This window comes from Cupriavidus sp. 05N39 (genome assembly GCF_056397325.1).
Genome location: NZ_JBFTNE010000130.1, coordinates 1 through 17046 on the forward strand (window position 1 = coordinate 1; position 17046 = coordinate 17046).

The 17046-nt window shown below is 61.2% G+C and carries 14 protein-coding genes and 3 pseudogenes; 10 read left to right on the forward strand and 7 right to left on the reverse strand.

From position 1 onward, the window contains the following. The first annotated feature begins 190 nt into the window (after positions 1-190). On the forward strand, positions 191-586 hold the full coding sequence (locus AC1DN0_RS36165) for a hypothetical protein (RefSeq protein WP_441635150.1): 396 nt from the start codon (positions 191-193) through the stop codon (positions 584-586). Positions 587-973: 387 nt separating this feature from the next. Here the strand turns inward: AC1DN0_RS36165 and AC1DN0_RS36170 are convergent, their stop codons facing one another. The 3 genes from AC1DN0_RS36170 to AC1DN0_RS36180 all read right to left on the reverse strand — a co-directional run bounded on the left by AC1DN0_RS36170 (position 974) and on the right by AC1DN0_RS36180 (position 3863). Further along, positions 974-1819: a hypothetical protein gene (locus AC1DN0_RS36170; protein WP_441635152.1), complete on the reverse strand. Its 846-nt coding sequence runs from the start codon at positions 1817-1819 to the stop codon at positions 974-976. Positions 1820-1836: 17 nt separating this feature from the next. Then, positions 1837-2892, reverse strand: coding sequence for a DUF3300 domain-containing protein (locus tag AC1DN0_RS36175; RefSeq protein WP_441635174.1), 1056 nt, complete (start codon positions 2890-2892; stop codon positions 1837-1839). 71 nt (positions 2893-2963) lie between these two features. Next, positions 2964-3863, reverse strand: coding sequence for a DUF2950 domain-containing protein (locus AC1DN0_RS36180; protein WP_441635154.1), 900 nt, complete (start codon positions 3861-3863; stop codon positions 2964-2966). A gap of 443 nt (positions 3864-4306) precedes the next feature. Between AC1DN0_RS36180 and AC1DN0_RS36185 the strand changes: the two genes are divergently transcribed. Then, complete coding sequence (locus tag AC1DN0_RS36185; protein WP_441635156.1) at positions 4307-4990, forward strand: hypothetical protein; 684 nt, start codon at positions 4307-4309, stop codon at positions 4988-4990. A 342-nt stretch (positions 4991-5332) separates the two neighbouring features. Here AC1DN0_RS36185 and AC1DN0_RS36190 read toward each other — a convergent pair whose 3' ends face one another. Beyond that, positions 5333-6280, reverse strand: coding sequence for a lactate/malate family dehydrogenase (locus tag AC1DN0_RS36190; RefSeq protein ID WP_045241599.1), 948 nt, complete (start codon positions 6278-6280; stop codon positions 5333-5335). A 185-nt stretch (positions 6281-6465) separates the two neighbouring features. On the opposite strand from AC1DN0_RS36190, the gene AC1DN0_RS36195 reads away from it, so the two are divergent. Genes AC1DN0_RS36195 through AC1DN0_RS36205 form a run of 3 tightly spaced genes read left to right on the forward strand, consistent with a single transcriptional unit; the run spans position 6466 to position 10031 of the window. Further along, complete coding sequence (locus AC1DN0_RS36195) at positions 6466-7104, forward strand: 4Fe-4S dicluster domain-containing protein (RefSeq protein ID WP_477146416.1); 639 nt, start codon at positions 6466-6468, stop codon at positions 7102-7104. A 13-nt stretch (positions 7105-7117) separates the two neighbouring features. Beyond that, on the forward strand, positions 7118-8767 hold the full coding sequence (locus tag AC1DN0_RS36200; RefSeq protein ID WP_441635158.1) for an FAD-binding protein: 1650 nt from the start codon (positions 7118-7120) through the stop codon (positions 8765-8767). 19 nt (positions 8768-8786) lie between these two features. Beyond that, a complete protein-coding gene (locus AC1DN0_RS36205) occupies positions 8787-10031 on the forward strand; it encodes a complex I 51 kDa subunit family protein (RefSeq protein WP_441635160.1) in 1245 nt (414 codons plus the stop codon). Between the two features lie 40 nt (positions 10032-10071). Here AC1DN0_RS36205 and AC1DN0_RS36210 read toward each other — a convergent pair whose 3' ends face one another. Together AC1DN0_RS36210 and AC1DN0_RS36215 are read right to left on the reverse strand one after the other, a co-directional pair. Continuing rightward, positions 10072-11577 carry a DASS family sodium-coupled anion symporter gene (locus tag AC1DN0_RS36210; RefSeq protein ID WP_441635176.1) on the reverse strand — a complete coding sequence of 502 codons (1506 nt, stop codon included), beginning with the start codon at positions 11575-11577 and terminating at the stop codon, positions 10072-10074. A 946-nt stretch (positions 11578-12523) separates the two neighbouring features. Next, positions 12524-12787 carry a hypothetical protein gene (locus AC1DN0_RS36215; RefSeq protein ID WP_441635162.1) on the reverse strand — a complete coding sequence of 88 codons (264 nt, stop codon included), beginning with the start codon at positions 12785-12787 and terminating at the stop codon, positions 12524-12526. Positions 12788-12920: 133 nt separating this feature from the next. Between AC1DN0_RS36215 and AC1DN0_RS36220 the strand changes: the two genes are divergently transcribed. From AC1DN0_RS36220 to AC1DN0_RS36230, 3 genes and pseudogenes are all read left to right on the forward strand, one after another. Continuing rightward, on the forward strand, positions 12921-13172 hold the full coding sequence (locus AC1DN0_RS36220; RefSeq protein ID WP_441635164.1) for a hypothetical protein: 252 nt from the start codon (positions 12921-12923) through the stop codon (positions 13170-13172). 86 nt (positions 13173-13258) lie between these two features. After that, positions 13259-13528 (forward strand): annotated as a pseudogene (locus AC1DN0_RS36225) (plasmid pRiA4b ORF-3 family protein); the annotation flags it as partial. A gap of 54 nt (positions 13529-13582) precedes the next feature. Next, a pseudogene (locus AC1DN0_RS36230) lies at positions 13583-13810 on the forward strand (hypothetical protein); the annotation flags it as partial. Between the two features lie 1662 nt (positions 13811-15472). On the opposite strand, the pseudogene AC1DN0_RS36235 reads toward AC1DN0_RS36230, so the two are convergent. Further along, positions 15473-15683: pseudogene (locus AC1DN0_RS36235) on the reverse strand (SDR family NAD(P)-dependent oxidoreductase); the annotation flags it as partial. Between the two features lie 30 nt (positions 15684-15713). Between AC1DN0_RS36235 and AC1DN0_RS36240 the strand changes: the two are divergent. Next, a complete protein-coding gene (locus AC1DN0_RS36240) occupies positions 15714-16103 on the forward strand; it encodes a hypothetical protein (protein WP_441635166.1) in 390 nt (129 codons plus the stop codon). A 552-nt stretch (positions 16104-16655) separates the two neighbouring features. Next, on the forward strand, positions 16656-16913 hold the full coding sequence (locus tag AC1DN0_RS36245; protein WP_441635168.1) for a hypothetical protein: 258 nt from the start codon (positions 16656-16658) through the stop codon (positions 16911-16913). The last annotated feature ends 133 nt before the right edge of the window (positions 16914-17046 follow it).

Sequence of the window (17046 nt, forward strand, 5' to 3'; positions counted from 1 at the left end):
GGTACGAGTCTATACAACAGTTCCAGATAATGCCAGGTGYGCGTCCGCTTGCGCTTCAATCTTGTTCGCGTCAGGGGAACGCCGCAGTGTTGTTGGTACTGGTTTGCTCGGTTCTAACAGTTGCTACCGGCGGGATGGGAAAACGTACGCAGAGGACTCGCTTTGCAATTAAATAATCGCAGAAAATGCAATGAAAAGGGGWGTCAGCCACGCTGGCATCAATCGTTTCGTTAAGAAATATGGTGCACGAGAAATGGCGTGGGTCAGGCGCGACGTCGCTTGTAAATTCTTGCAAGTGCCCTGTAAGCCAGGACTGCTGGAAACCAAACGCGAGACGCAGGCTGCATTGATGCACAGTTTTTCTTGCAGCAAGCTCATAGCTGTTCAAGCGCAGCTTATTTTCGGGGATCCCGAACTTAACCTTGTCGATAAATCAATGGCAGAAATCTATGATCAAAAGATAAAAAATATGTTAACAAGGCTCGGTTACGAAAGGATCAACGAGCATGGCTACGAAATTCTCGCAACCTGTGTAGCGATAAAGCCTGTCTACTACGAAGCTATCATCTCCGCATCGATGAACTAAAGGGGACGCGGTCGTTATGACGTGCTGATTGACGTTGGCCATGCTCAACCGCCAGAGCGTGAGCGTCACCCGGCGCCGCAGCAGAACCGCGTTCCTCGGCGTGCGCGACCTGAGGTGATCCCGACTGCCCGCCGCACTTTCGCACCACGCCTCGCTGACACGCCTCTAGGCGCGCCGGCGGTCGACCAAAATCGCCAGAAACAGCGGAGTGCCGTCAATCGCGGTCCAATCCATCGGCGAACGTTTGCCGTTGGCCTATCGGCCTCAATATCTCTGATCGAGGCGGTATGACGGGGGCAGTCGTGAGCTGCCAAGTCAACACGAACTGGAAAGGCGTGCACCGACCAGAATTTCTGTCCAGTCGCCCTTGAGGGAGGTTCGGGCGGTTCAGAAGCGAAACACGGCGCTCAGCACAGGTCCTTTGAGCGTGAGCCTTTGTACCAGATCGCTGCCGCCCAACTCGTAGGTCAGGTAGCGATAAGACAACTGGATGTCTCCCCATCTGGCGGTGTACGCCACACCGGCGGAGGCTTGCATGGTGTATTCGGACGTACCGGTGCCAACGTCGGCGTAGTACGGCACGTACCACCTGCCATTGCTGCCGAGATTGATGCGCCCCCGTACTCCGATGATCCCGTCCACGATATTCGCYGTCTGCGAGACACTGCCTTGCCGCACCAACGTCGCGCCCTGGTCCGTGAACGTGGCAGACAGCGTCCAGTTCGCATGCGCACTGAGGTTCAGGTACCGGAGCCCGCCGAACGGCTCCACAGTCCCCCCAGGCGCACGGACTGCCTTATAGCCCGCGGCAAGCTGGAACAGCGCCCCGCTCATGCCGCTGCTTGCATCGGTCGCCAGGTCGCGTGGCACGAAGACGCTGACGCCGTTCCCGCCGCTGACAGACTTGAGATTGGTTTGCTGCTGGCTGAAGTCGAGGTAGATCGCGTCCGCGAAGACAGTCCAGCTTCCCTTGCTGGCCTCGGCCTGCAGCATGAAAAGGAACTGCAGGTTCTGGAGATAGCTGTCGGGCCCCGTTCCTACGTCGAGGATGCCGCCGCCGGTGGACGATGATCCGGAAAAGCGCAGTGCGCCGCTGACATTGGGAAACCAGAGGTAGGGGGCGATGGCAAACTGCCAGGCATCCGGATCGGGCGCTGCGGCCTGCGAGGGGCCGGCCGCCATCGCCAGGAAGACAGCAATCACGCCCCAATGCCTGGGTTGTGCCTTTTCCATAGCTTCGCCCCCGTTCGTTAACGTCGACCCCCGCCGCCTCGCCCGCCACCAAATCCGCCACCGCGAGCTCCGCCACCGCGGGCGCCGGACTGAATGCTTGTGTTCCCGCGATTGACGTCGCGCTGCAGCGCACTGCCGCTGCTGCCCACGCCCTGGAACCCGTTGTCGCGCCCCCCGGCCGCGTCGCGTCCGCGGAAGCCGGTGCGCCCGTCCGCCCCGGCCAGGCTTCTTCCAAACTTCTCGCGCGAGGCGTTGTCACGATAGGGAACGCCCTGGCGATGGCTCGCGTCGTGCTGCCAGCGGCCGCCTTCGGCCTTGCGGGCGTCGAAGTTGCGGTCGATGTTCCTGGCCTTGTGATGCTCCACATGCACGCCGCCTGCGTTCCAGTCGCAATTGCCGAAGATCGCGGCGGCAGCGATCAGGCCGACGCCGAATCCGATGCCGCCAACGAAGGCATCGCCGGGGTAGTAGCCGGGGTAGGGAGGCCAGTAGTAGTAGGGGTATTCGGGATAGCCCCAGCCGCCGTACACGATGGCCGGGTCATACGCCGGCACATAGATCACCTGCGGGTCCGCCGGTTCTATACGCACGATCGTCTGTGCCGTAGCCCCAGTGTTGGCCGGCTGTTCCACGATCACGGTCTGCTGCGCATTCGACGCGAGGTGACCGGATTGCCGGGCGCGCGTGCGTAGGCGTTGCACGGCATCAAGCACGTCTTTCTGCTGGGCAAGGAAGGCGTCTCCCAGCTTTTGCGTCCAGTCGAGCTTGTCGTTCATCGGCTCGAGGATCTGCGGAAAAGCCACCAGCGACTTCACGCTGACGTCCCAGGACTCGTTCTGCACCGCCTTGAGCGCGGCGTCGCCTTTGAGACTGGCATTGGCCTTGAGCCAACGCGCGGCTTTGGCAACTTCCAGCGGATAGGTGGAAGCCATCAACACCTGCGACAGCAGCGCATCTGGGTACAGTGCGATCGGCGCGACCATTGCCTCGATCTCTTCGGCCTTGTAGGGCGCCGGCTGGTTCTGGGCCTGTGCGCCGGCCGGTCCTGGCGGAGGCGTGGTCGGTCCCTCCATTGGCGGACCCGCACTCTGGCAGCCTGCAAGCGCCAGCAGGACGGCACAGGCTGTGGTCAGGCGGCGCGGTGTCATGGTGACACCCTCCTCCAGACGGGGGCCGGATCAAAGGACTTCATTGCTGCCGCCGTCGCAGCGCTATTGGGCCCTTGGTCGCGCTCATAGATCTGGCCCATGTGGTTGACCATAAAGGTCATCACCCCGGTGTCCCCGTAGCGCACTGGCCACGCCACGACAGCGAAGCCGGCAAACAGCTTGCCGTCGAGCACATAGTCCAGCGTGCCGCCGTGTGCCCGGGGCCCTTGCGCGGTCACGAGCTTGTAGTAGTAGCCGTGGTAGCCCTCATCGCTCGCATTGCGCGTGCCGGCGTCGCGGAATGCGGGCCCGAGCGGGCTGGGTGGTTCATCCGGGCTGGTTGGCCAGTAGAGGCCATCGTGCTTGCCGGGGGAACTCGCCAGCTTGCTTGCATAGACCAGCATCTTTTCGCCGTCGTGGGGAGTCTGGGCGTATTCATCCTGCGCGTCGCAGATCGCCTGCATGGTTTGTATCACGGCAAGCTCGTTTCGCCCGATGCGACGCACACGCATTTCCCTGGCGCCGGCCTGCGTATCGAACTGCCATCCCTTTTCTGACTTGACAAGCGGGACAGGCAAGGTCCAACCATCGGCGCCCACGGCGATGAATGCATGGTTGTCCGATCTATGGATCGCGTGCGAGGCGGCCCAGGCTTTGTTGAACTTGTCTCGGATTTCCGCGCCAACGGGTGGGATGACGTCACGGAAGTTTTTACCCAGCAAGCCTTTCATGGCAGGTTCATTGTCATCCTGGACGGCCTGGCCGAAGGCCATCATCGCAGCCTCAGGGGTATCGAAGTACTGGCGCGCGATGGCGCTTGTCATCCCGAGGCCGAGCAGAAGGGCACAACCCACTGCGGCGAGGGGTCCCCGCACGATGCCGTGTCTTGTTTCCATGCTTGCGTCTCCCGCGCGTGGTGCGCTGCCGCAATATGCCAGCCGGTGTCAGCCTGAATGAACAAAGTGTAGTGCGAACGGCTGGAAAGATATCGCTTCTTTATTACGCGCAGACAAAGGACATTGACTTTTCGAGGCACATCTCACTTGTTCCCTTGGCTGGAAGCGGCAGTTGCCGTTCCCTTTGCCTCGCGCAGGACGGGCAGATTTGTCCTGACTGCTTCGAGGAAACGGAATGGCCTCAGGTCGGGCTGCACACAAAAGGTTCGGGCCCGGGCAAAGCCACATAGGCCCTCTCCCAGATATAGACTGGAAGGAGGCGGCGGCCGCAGTGTGTCCTGGCGCCCAGAGTTTCCGTTAGCTGCCGGGCAGACTCCTGAGCGTGGCGGGTGCCGGCTGCGCGGCGATAGCCATGCCACGCCGAAGCTGCCTTCTCAAATGCCATGAGTTACATTCGCGCACCGTTCACCGACGATCAGGTCCAGAAGCTCAACGAAAACCAGGTCGGGCTCGGCGGCCCGGTTCTGCGCGCCTTCACTTGCAGGAACAGCGCCGATCATCGCCACGGGGTCGAAGGTGGCGCCCCTGGCATACTGATTGCCACCAAGTACGGCTGGATTTGCCCACACTGCAACTACAAGAGGGACTGGGCATTCGCAATCATGGCGACCCGGTTGACTCGCCCGCCGACCGCCATTCAATCCTTTTTCTATTCGACGCCCTCAATCGAGAAGGCCAACATCCTTCTCGGTCAATATGAACGGCTTGCGGCAGCCGAGCGCCCCGGCGCCGCCGAGATGGTGGCCTGCATCAAGAATCGCATCGAGGAAATGTCGCTCCCCGGATTCGGCGCTATCGAACTCAGCGAGATCCCAACGGACGCGCTGGTGAGGCGATCAGAAGGACGCAATTACCGGATCGTCTCGGGACGATCACAACTCCAAGCCGCCCTGCGCCTGACGGGCCGCGCACTGGTGATGGATGCTGTCACCCATGAGCAGTTACACGTCCATGACATCGACGGCAAACTGTTTGCCATTCCGTCCGACGCCCAGGCAGTGCTCGACGCAGAAACGCTTAAGGCGATCGAACACGCCAAGGCCGACCCGCGCGCGCGACGCGCGTGAACTCGTTTCGCTGCACGCCGCACTGCTCTCACATGGCACTGAGCTCGATGCGAAGAGCGTTGCTGCGATGATTCCGGACTCGGATCCGGCGCATATCTGGGGTGCGTCGTGAATCCGGTCCTCAATCGCGCTCAGGTGCGGCAGAAGTTCAGTGAGAGGCGTCTTTCAAAACGCGGATGACCGTTCTGGATCTCCGCGCCAACAGGCGGGATGATGTCGTGGAAATCGGCACCCGGCATGCCCTTCATGGCTGGTTCGTTATCATTGATGACCTTGGCGCCGACCGCCTTGTCACTCTGTCTGGCGGCGACGTTCGGCTTGTCCGGAGCGTGCGCGATGTCCCTACCGATCCTGGAGCACGCTGTCGGTTGCCTCCTTGACGATGCGCGCACTGCGCCGCAGGGCCTCGCGCTCGGTGGGGTTAAGTTCCGGATAAGCCAGTAACTGCGCTCCGCCGCCATTGACCACCATCGGCAGCGACAAACAAACCTCTGGTACGCCTTCGACTTCGGCGTGCACAATGCCGACCGTGAGAATGAGGTCGGTGTTGTGCACGATGGCCTGACAAATTCGCCCAATAGCACTAGCGATCCCGTAGTGGGTGGCGCCCTTGCCTTCCTTGATGAGCTTGGCTGCCTCGTGCACGGAGCGCAGGAGCAGATCGCGACTGGCAGGCCCAAGCTCCTTGCCGCTCTTAGCCAAAAACATTTCGAGGGGCATGCCGGAGACCGTCGCGCCGGACCAGGCGATCAGCGCGGATTCGCCGTGTTCGCCGAGAACGTAGGCGTGAATCGCAGGCGCCACGATCCCCAGCCGCTCAGAGAGAAGCGACCGCAGGCGGCCGGTGTCGAGGGAGGTGCCAGAGCTGATGACACGCTGCCGCGCGCAGCGCAGGCGGTCAAAGACGACACCGGCCAACACATCGCAGGGGTTGGCCGCGATGACGTAGATCGCATCCGGGGCCAGCGGGTCAAGGCGATCCACAACTTCCGCCGCGATGCCCGCATTGGTTCTGGCCAGGTCCAGACGAGTCTGCCCTGGCTTCACACCGGCGCCGGCGGTAATCACGATGATGTCCGCGTCGCGCGCGTTCTCGTAATCACCGGCATAGAAGCGGTTGTGTCCCCAGAATGCTGCAGCGTGGGCGAGGTCCAGCGCCTGCCCTTCGGCCCGCACTCGCGCGACATCGATGATGACGATCTCTGCGCTCGGGATGGCCCCCGCTGCAAACAGGGCCGCCGACCCGCCAACCAGTCCTGCGCCGACGATGACGATCTTGGGTTGCCGCATGGCGTACCTCCGTCGTGCCTGGGTAATCGAACCAAGCGCCAGTCCGTGCGCGAGCCAACTAAATGTGGAGCAAAAGCCGCGGAGGAGACTGATGGCCTTTCGTATGCTATGGTTTATATGACCTTTTCGGTAGAAGCGCCAGTGTGGCGCCGGCGCCGCGAACGACGGAGTGCGACAAGATGGTTCTGGTACGCTTGAGCATCGAAGGACGCCAAGTCGAGGCGCCGGCCAACTGCTCCATCCTGCAGGCCTTCCTTTACGCGGGCGAGACGCTTGTCGAGGGCGTCGGCTGCATGGGGCAGGGGGTGTGCGGTTCATGCCGCGTCATGGTGCGGCACAGCGGCGAGCAGGAGGTGAAGACTGCGCTCGGTTGCGAGACGCTGATCGAAGATGGTATGCAGGTCGCCTTCCTTGATTACTTCACCGTATCGGCTCGCCACAGGTATCGCATGGACGAAATTGGCGACAGTTGGCAGGCGCTGCGCACAATCTCTGAAATATTCCCGGAAGCTTCCCATTGTCGACACTGCAGCGGTTGTGATCGCGCTTGTCCCAAGGGCCTCGATGTCCAGCGTGGCGTCAACCTCGCGGTGGCGGGCGAACTGGCTGCATCAAGCGATGTCTTCGACGAGTGTGTCATGTGTAACCTCTGCACGCTGGCCTGCCCCGAGCATATCCGGCCCAACCACCTCGGCCTGTTTGTGCGACGGATGAYCGCGGCGCAGTCGCTGCGTCCGGCGAATCTGATGCGCCGGCTGCAGCAGATCGAGAGCGGCGAAATGAAGATCGACTTCGACGCGCAGGGCGCGCGGCCGCCGCGCTGATCGGAAAAACGCAATGCCCGCCAGCATCCATTATGAGGACGCGCGCAAGCGCTACCGGCCCGGTGCGGTGCCAAAGGTCCGCACCGATGACACCTCTGTCGATGAACTCCTCAAGGGCTATCACCCCGACCATGGACCCAATGCGCACGTTGCGCTGAGCGTCGGGGTGAACCGCGGAGAGCCCTGTCAGCCGGATCTCGCGCGCTATCTCCAGGCCAACGCGCTGATCGACGATATCGACATTGCGGGTGCGCAAGTTACCAGCACCGACGTGCTGATCATCGGCGGCGGCGGTGGCGGATGCGCTGCGGCGCTCATTGCGGCAAAGCAAGGCGCGCAGGTGATCCTCGCCACCAAGCTGCGCCTGGGAGACAGCAACACCGTTATGGCCGAAGGCGGAATCCAGGCGGCCGTCGGAGAGGACGACAGTCCCCAATTGCACTTCGAGGACACCTTACGCGCCGGGCACTTCTGCGGCGAGCCAGAACTCGTTGCGCAGATGGTGATGGACGGCCCCGATGTCATTCGCTGGCTGATCCAGCTTGGCGTGATGTTCGACCTGGAGGAGGGCCGGCCCATGGGCAGCAACCTCCTGCGCAAGAAGCCCGGTGGCGCCTCGGCGGCGCGCATTCTTTCCTATCGGGACTACACCGGGTTGGAGATGATGCGCGTGCTGCGCGAGGCGGTGGACCTGGATCCCGGCATCGAGGTATGGAACCGCTGCCCCGCGGTCGAGCTGCTGTCCGACGAGCGGGGGCGCTGCGCCGGAGCCGTGATCTACAACCTCGAGTGGCGTACCTTTGTGCTGGTGCGCGCGCGTGCCGTGATTCTCGCCACCGGGGGGGCGGGGCGCCTGCACCTGAATTCCTTCCCAACGTCCAACCACTACGGCGCTACCGCTGACGGCCTTGTGCTGGCCTATCGGATCGGGGCACGCGTGCGCGAACTCGACTCGTTCCAGTACCACCCCACCGGCATCGCGTACCCGGCCCACCTGGCGGGAGGACTCATCTCGGAAGCAGCGCGCTCGGCAGGCGCCAAGCTGATCAATGGCGAGGGTGAGCGCTTCGTAGACGAACTCAAGCCCCGGGACGTCGTGGCCTCTGCGATCCTGCGCGAATGCGCGCAGGGGCGTGGAATTGACCGAGACGGCCAGACTGGCGTATTCCTCGACACGCCGACGCTCGAAATGGAGAACCCTGGCATTCTGGCCAAGCGCCTCGTGACGCTGCGCCATCTCGCGCAGAGGTGCGGTCACGACGCGGCACTGGAGCCCTTCCTCGTCTACCCGACCCTCCACTACCAGAACGGTGGCGTTGCGATCGACAAGGATGGCGCCACGAGCGTGCCCGGCCTGTATTGCGTCGGCGAGGTCACAGGAGGCATTCACGGGCGCAACCGGTTGATGGGGAACGCGCTGCTCGACATCCTGAGCATGGGGCGGCGTGCCGGCGCCAAGGCAGCGGAATCGGGGGGGAGTGTCATGGCCAGCCGCGCAGGAATCGGCCATGTGCACGCCTGGCAGCGGGAACTGACGCTGGCAGGGCTACCCTTGCATGTCAAGGCTCCGCAACTCTTCCCCGGCTACGCGCATTTTGACCTGCGGGTCGATGCAGCTTTGCGCCGGGGCAAGTGGAGCGGAGCGGTCGGCGGCGTCCGATGAGCGATCCACGGAGCGCGCAATGGAACAGCTGAATCAGGTTCTCCTGAGGGACGATGTCCGGGTCGGCGCAGACCTGGACGCCTGGCTTGCACACGGCGGCGGAGAGGGACTGGCCAAGGCACTGCGCGATCCGCTTGCAATCCTTGCCGAAATCGAGCAGGCGGACCTTCGCGGGATGGGCGGCGCCGGCTTTGCGACGCATCGCAAATGGGCACCGGTTGCCGCCGCCGTTGCTGGGGACAAATACATCATCTGCAACGGCAACGAAGACGAGCCCGGTACGTTCAAGGACCGCTATCTGCTGGAGCACACACCGCATCAGGTAATCGAGGGTGCGCTCATCGCCGCGGCAGCTACCCGTGCCAACCATGTCGTCCTGTACGTCAATCCACATCAGCCGTTGTCCCTCAATATGGCTCGCCAGGCGGTCCAGCAGTGGCGGGGGCACGCCCAGTTCGCTGAACTTGAGCGACTGGTCGGCGGCCCAATATCGCTTGACGTGATAGCAAGTTCAGGCTTGTACATCGGGGGCGAGGAGACGGCGGTGATAGCGAGTGTCGAGGGCGGATTCCCGTTCCCGCGACGCAAGCCGCCTTATCCCGCTGAACACGGTGTGCATGGCTCACCGACCATCGTGAACAACACCGAGACCATGGCGCACGTACCGGGAATTCTGCGCCACGGGGCGCAGTGGTATCGTAGCCTTGGCATTGGGAATGCAGCGGGAACCAAGCTCTATTCACTCTCGGGTGACGTCCTGCGTCCCGGCTTGTATGAACTGCCGATGGGCACGAGTCTGGAAACCCTGGTTTTCGAGCATGGCGGTGGCATGCTCCAGGGCAAGGAATTCAAGGCTGTCTTTACGGGCGGCCCTTCCAACACCTTGCTGACGAAGCGTGATCTCGATGTGGCACTGGACTTTGACTCGGTGCGTCAACGGCGTTCGCGTTTGGGGACAGGTGCCATGATCGTCGTGTCGGAAGGCACCAGTATCGTCCGCAAGGTTGCCGAGTACGTGAGCTTCTTCGCCCAGGGCTCTTGCGGCCAGTGTCCACCTTGCAAGGGCGGAACCTTCCAGTTGATGCGATTGCTCAGCCGGATCGACACGGGCCGCGGCGTGCGCGCCGATCTGGAAGCGCTGGAGAACTTGTGTCGCATCCTGCCCGGCAGCGGCCGCTGCGGTCTCATTGACGGCGCCGTGACGGTGGTAGAGAGTTCCTTGCAACAGTTTCGGGGGGAATACGAGGCGCTTCTGATTGCATAGGCGCAAGGCGGCCTGGGCCCAAACCGGCCACTGCGGTATCTCACCAGAAGCCAAGCACCTTCCACCAGACGCTGCCGACCACGGCGAAGATCAGCAGTTCCACCACGCACATCACAAAACCGACGCGCCACCAGGTTCCCATCGTGACAAAGCCGCTGCCAAAGATGATCGGCGAGGTGCCCGTTGCATAGTGGGTCAGCGTCATCATGATCGCCGAGCCGGCCGCCATCAGCAGCATGAACGGCACCACATACGCTGGCGGTATCAGATGGACGCCGACCGTCAGGAAGGCGAGCATCATCGCACTGATGTGCGCCGTCGTGCTGGCGAACAAGTAGTGCGAGAAAACGAAGACCGCCACCAGGACCGCGGCCGTGCCGCCCCAGCCGATGCCGCTGGACACGATCGCGTCGCTCATGCCATTCGAGAACCACGTGATCACGCCTTGCTTGTTCAGTTGCTCGGCCAGCATGATCAGCGCACCAAACCATATCAGCGTGTCCCAGGCGCTTTTTTCGGACAGCACGTCGTCCCAGTCGATGGTGCCAGTAATGATCAGCACGAACAGGCCGACGAAGGCGACCACCGTGGGGTCCAGCGTGAGCAACGGACCGAACACCATCGCCGGAACGTTGGCCCACAGCAGCAGCAGCAGCGCGAAGGTGAATATCATGACCCTTTCCTTCGGCGACACGGGACCCATTTTCGCCATTTCGGCGTGCGCATATTCCACCGCATTGGGTGTGGCCTTGAGCTGCGGCGGCGACAACACATAGATCACCAGCGGCATCACCAGCATGCATAGCAGGCCGGGCAGCAGCATGCACAGCGCCCAGCTCATCCAGCTCAGATGCAGATTTTGATTGGTTGCCTTGGCGATGTAGTCCACCACCAGCGGGTTCGGGGCGGTGGCGGTCACGAACATCGCCGAGGAGATCGGGTTGGCGTGATAGTTGACCAACGCCAGGTAGGTGCCGACCTTGCCCTCGGTGCCCTTGTCCGGGTCCGAGTCGAATGCGTTGGCGATCGACTTCATGATCGGATGCACGATGCCGCCACCGCGCGCGGTATTGCTCGGTGTGAAGGGCGCCAGCACCAGTTCACAGGTGGCCAGACCATAGCCGATGCCTATCGTTCGTTTCCCCATCAGGGAGATGAACATCAGGCCGATACGGGTGCCCAAGCCGGTTTTCTTCACGCCGCGGGAGATCAGGATGGCCACCACGATCAACCAGATTAGCGGGCTGTCGAAAGCGGTCAGCGCATCAGCGATCGCCCCCTTCGACGAGGTCGAGGTTACCTGCGACAGCGAGAGGACGACGATGGCCATCATCGCCATAACCCCGATCGGCATGACCTTCAGGATGATCGCAACGATTGTTGTCAGAAAGATGGCAACCAGGCCCCAAGCCTTGGGCTTGAGCCCCTCTGGCACAGGCATCAGCAACAGGGTGATCAGCACGACCGTCGTGATCAGGGCGGGGCCGAGTCGGAACGGGACCACGCTGTTGAAGTAGCGGAACGCCGCTTTCAGTCTTGTGAGCATCCTGCGATCCTTCCCAGAAGAGTTGGCCCCGTCACTGGAACACAGCCCAAGAATTGGGCAATTAGAACGCATCGGAAGGCCCTGGTTGCTGCATGGCATGTCTCCGTCCTGCCTGGATAGTCCCGAACCTAAACCAGGCGACAGTCCGTGCGCGAACCAACTTAAATGTGTGGCATAAGCCGCGCAGGCAGGCGGATAACCTTTCCGTATGAATTGGGTTATATGATTTTTTCGGCAGAAGCGCCAGTGTGGCGCCAGCGGCGCCAAACGATGGAGTGCGAGAGGTTAGCCTTTGGCTGCTTCCATGGCCATCCCGGCCGTTCGCATGGACTGCGTCGAATGGCAGAGGTTGGCCGGGAACGGCCGACCACTGTCCTCGTGGCTAGCCGTTGGGGGGACGTTGGCTTGCATAATTTTGTTTCCGCTGGTCACCCGTCAGCTAACCGTTTCCAAGGCGATGGGAACAATTTTGCTTCAACTAATTTTGCAGAAAATTGTTCCGCCGGCCGACGGTTGAAGTAATTTTGTTCCTTTCCCAACGGATTGGGCAGTCGCCTGCGTGGACACAGCGGACGGCGCTTGTGATCCCGAGGACAACACTCGGCGTGCGACAACGAGGACGGTCGGCGTCAGGTAGCGCCGCATGAGCCCAGCGCGATCCTGGCGCCCCGCCGGTGGCACGCGAGCGGGGCTGGATGGGCTGTCGCCGGACTACCTGGCCTCCTCGCCGTGGCGCCCGTCAGCCCTGGGCCCATGGGGCCAGGAACAAAATTCTGAAAATACCGGGAACAAATTTATGCAATCCAACGGTTCCGCCCGTCAAAGGGTCGTGATGCTAATTTTATATAACGCCCGGTCCGCGAAAAATGGACATCTGAACTTTGCCTTCACATGGACTCGACTGTTTGTCGAAACGTACCCCGCGGCCTGGGGAACCGTACRACCCTCAGTTGTCCGTCGGCGAGCGGTGGGTTGGAACCGGTGCAAAGTCGAAATGGGCGGCGGCATACACGGCATTGCACGCCCAGACTTCTTCCCCGTCCTTATAGAAGGTGACCCATTTGCCGTCGCTGAGGCATTGGGCGCCGGGGAAGACCTCATCATGGCCATTGGGACCGTCCAGCGGGAAGGGCGCGCGTGGCGTGGCCCAGTAGCGGCCGGTCGGTAAGGCCTCAATTGCTTTTCGGGACATTCTTTTCAGTGCCGCCATGCGGCGTCATGTAGCGCACGATCCCGCCCGCCGTGACGAAACGGATTTGTCAATCCTGCAACGGCGTGACACCGTCGCGGGACATCCTCGTGTAGTCTCGCTGCCAATCTCCTCCCTGCTATGCAGTTTCGCCATGGCGCAATACCTCCTCCTTGCAGTCCGAGCGTTCGGCGTCGGCACCATCATTGTGATCATCGCCGTTGTCTCCCGGCAAGTCTATCTGCGGGTCGCCGCGGAAGCTGGCCGTCCCGGCGCTGACGGGGAACCCACGGCGACGATGTTGATCCGCTGCGAGGCGATGCACAGCCACCTGCAGAATCGCCATATTTCCGAAGGCGCTGTGGATGCTAACGAAAAGCCGAGTGTCCGTTGCGTGGAGTCCTGAGAACTACCCAATCTGGAGAGCGCGCCAAAGCGGGGGCTGAGATCAGTCTTCACGCAAGAGCATAATGAGGCACCTGCAGTGTGCTCATGTCCTTCGATCCTCAACCGGCGATCTCCGTCCTCCAGTTGCGAATCAGCCTGCGGGCCTTGAGCCCGCCGGTTTGGCGGCGCGTCATCGTTCCCGAGCACTTGACGCTCGCGCACTTACACAGTGTCATCCAGGTAGTCGTGGGCTGGACGGACGAACATCTGCACCAGTTCACGATCCGAGGCAGGCGTAACGGCGAAGCCCATGAGGGCGTCCTGCAATTTTCCACGGTGACAAACGAGCTGATGCTGGCCGCGTTTAGTCTGCGAGAACACGAAGACTTCGTCTATGTATACGACTTCAACGCGTGGTGGCGGCACGATATGGAGAGCGCGCCAAATCGGGTGCGAGCCACCGTCACCGAAATTGCCCAGTTCAAAAGACGGCCTAGATGTGGGCTCGCTGGCCTGCATCTGGAGGAGGCGAAATTATTGCTGGGTCGGCTGCAGCGCACGATGGTCGCGGCACAGGTTGCCGAGGCAGTTGCCCGGACCAGCGTTTGTCCCACGTGCAGTGCGCAGTTGACTTGCAAGGGCCACGATCACTTGGTCTCTTATGAATAGTCGAGAGCTTGACCGGCTTGGCGCGGCCGGCGATCTCAGTGCTCCGCAATGAACGTGCCGCGATAACTAGTAGGAGACCACGCGTCGATCGCCGCGCTGCATAACTTGATTGCGCGTGGAGGGCAGCCAGGCTGCGTACCGTATTGCAGTATGGAGGGACTCGCGCGAAAAAGATGCTTATGGCGCACATTAAGCGCCAGCAGCCCGCGCCGTGAAGCGGCGGAAATCCTCGATATCAATTGCGGAGCGACCCTGATGCAATCGCTCGAATGAGTGGTCGAGGGGATTATAGTGAGCGGATTCTTCCCCCGAATAGGGGATATGCATTCGCACAAGTTCTCGTCAGACTATTGCGAACAAGAATTCGGTGAACGGACCGGGAAAAATGAAATCAAGAGGGGTCGTCCAATGGCTGTCTGGCATGCTGGTCACAGTCAGCGTTACCGGGTGCTTGCCACCCAGACAATATGCGTGGCAGAAACAAGGTATTGACCGAGAGGAATCCGCAACTGAACTAGCAGAATGTAGGTACCAAGTGCGGCTCAATAAATTGGCCCCAACCGACCAAGGCGCGGCGGTAAACGATTGCATGCTCAGCAAAGGCTTCCGGTGGCGTCCAATTGTCTGAGCTGCATACAAAGCTTGTGATGGGACCGAATCCACGACTGGTTGGCAACGGACCCTTAGTATGTGACGCAACGCAAAGGGGCTAATTATGGGTGAATGGTCGGAATACTTCGAGGACTTCCCCGAAGAAAATTCTGCGAACTACGTTAATGGACGGTTCGACCCCAAAGGTGCGGAGGCACGGAGAGTGGCGGAGGCTAAGCGGGTGCGGGATCAGGTGAATTTGGACGCTGAAGTTCGCGCAATCGTCCAGAAGCACCGCGCGGCTGCTGCGGGCAAGAAATAGTCAGTTTGGCTACCCCTGCGCTCGCCAGAGTACGCTCGCCGCGTTGTCCACGATTCTTCTTGCCCTCGACTCCGCACGACCCCTGTGGCTCTCCAATAGGGGAACAAACACCGTGCTTGCGAAAAGGGGGGGTGATCAAACGGAGGCACAACTAAGCCAACCCCCGTGGATGTAGCGCAAGGTCTGCTGCCATTTGTTTTCCCCTATGGCGCCACCACACCCGACTACAAGCACCACCGGATGCATCACTGGGCTGCTATCCGCTGCAAGTTCGGCAGAGGAAAGGCTTCAGTTGGGGGCGCGCAACAGTATTGTGGGGTGCGGGGCAAGCAGGATAGCACCAAAAAACTTCATCACACGCCAAACGCCGCGGAGGCGGGAAAATGACCAAAAAACAATCCCGTACTGCGACGGAGATTTTTCTCAAGGGTTTCAAAGAGCCCTATTTGCGCTCGAATGACCGCCCGTTCATCAAACTCCTGAACTGGTACACGGGCATCGGAAAGACGTACAGGAGTCGCGTACCCAATTCTCGATGGCGGTGGAGCAACACTGCGAGCGGTTGACGGTGGCACGGGAGTGGGCTGTCGCTACCGAACGGTGGGCGCGGCGCGAGACGGACCAGAAGCCGCTAAAGTTGCCTTACCGCGAGGCCGTTCACGGGCGGCAACTGGCGACAACCATCCAGAGGGCTTCCCCAAAGATCGGCCGCAACGATCCATATCCTTGCGGGAGAGCACATCGCCAGCCATTGCGGCGACTTCGCCGCCGGCCGCGCGGATCTGAGCGACCAGTTCTTCCAGTTCGCTCTCACGCCCGCGCGCCGGCGATGACCTTGGCCCCTTCGGCAGCGAACACTTTGGCTGTGGCGTGGCCAATGCCGGAACTGGCACCGGTCAAGAGCGTGCAAAGTTGGTAAGCTTGGTTAAGGTCGGTGGCGCCACTCACGTCACTCGGCAGGGCATGCGAGGAGAAGTCATGACATTCAAGGCTCAGTGGTACCGAGACAAGTTCGCGAAAAAGCGCGACAAGGGCTTCTGCGGCTACCCGGTGGCAACGGTTGCCTTCTACGGGCCCGACGACACGAGTGCGACGAAGGTCTCTGTTGGCATCGTCGCGCACGAGGGTGCGGACGCCGACCCGCTTGAGCGGTGGTTCTGCAAAACCACTGATGCGCGAACCGATCCAGAAGTTACCGAAGCAATCGTTCGGTTCATCGACCAGCATGGTGCCAAATCGGTGGTGGCCTTCGATCGCATCATCGGGTGCCCGCATGAGGAAGGCATTGACTACCTGGAAGGCGAAAAATGTCCGCAGTGTTCGTTCTGGGCCAACCGTGATCGATGGAGCGGCGAGATCAACAAGTGAGACTCAAGGCCATCCCTTCCGTCGCGCCGAGGCCTTCCTTGTCAGATCTCATTCCGACAGTAGTCATGCTTGAATGAAGGTGCGAAGAGATAGCCACAGACCCGCGTCGTTCTTTGAATCCAATTGAGTATGTACATCGCCAATGCAGGCACATTCTGGACGAGAGGGGCACCCTTGGCCCTCAGCGGGGCTCGGGCAAGGCCGTGGCGGAGTTCCGCGCAACCGTGATCGCCTACGCCACAGACTTCGACGACACCCGCGTGATGGCTGCGACCCACTTCACGTGCAAGAAAGGCCCAGTGGGGCCGGCCATGCGCGCGGTGTAAGGTGCGGGGGAGAATCTTCTTCCGGCAAGGCAAGTTATGGGATCTCACCGAGCGTGGTGAGCTTCATAGTTGATACACGGGCGGCACGGCCATGGGATTTTCTTGCCGAAGGTTTCTCATCGCTCCAGACGATACCCTCTGGCGGCTGTCGAGCACCAAGTTCGACCGGATGCGGCGAGATCCGGCAAGTCGCTGTTTGCCCGTTTTTGCGGGGCAACGAGCGCGAATGGCCGACGTGGTCGTCGAGCTCGTGGCCAGAGACCCGGTGCGCATCGTTCGGAACACATTTTCAATTCTCAGTTTCGATGCCGAAGGCCACATCGAACCAGGCAGATTCGAAAAGCAGCAATTCGCCCTCGTAGAGTCGGTCGTTGCACCAGTCTTTGCCGTATTCGATGAAAACGGCGACGAAACAGTCGTCGACGCGACCTCTCGAATCGTTGCGCAAGGAGGCCAATGGGTTCCGTCAGGTGTAATAGCCTAGACTAAATCTGACAGTGGTTGGTTATCCATGCCGCCGCACATCGGTGCGAAGGGCGTAGCCCAGAGTGCCAGTGTGCGGCGGAATCCACAAGGAGTCCGCCATGACTCAGGAACAGAAAGTCATCCGTGCCAAG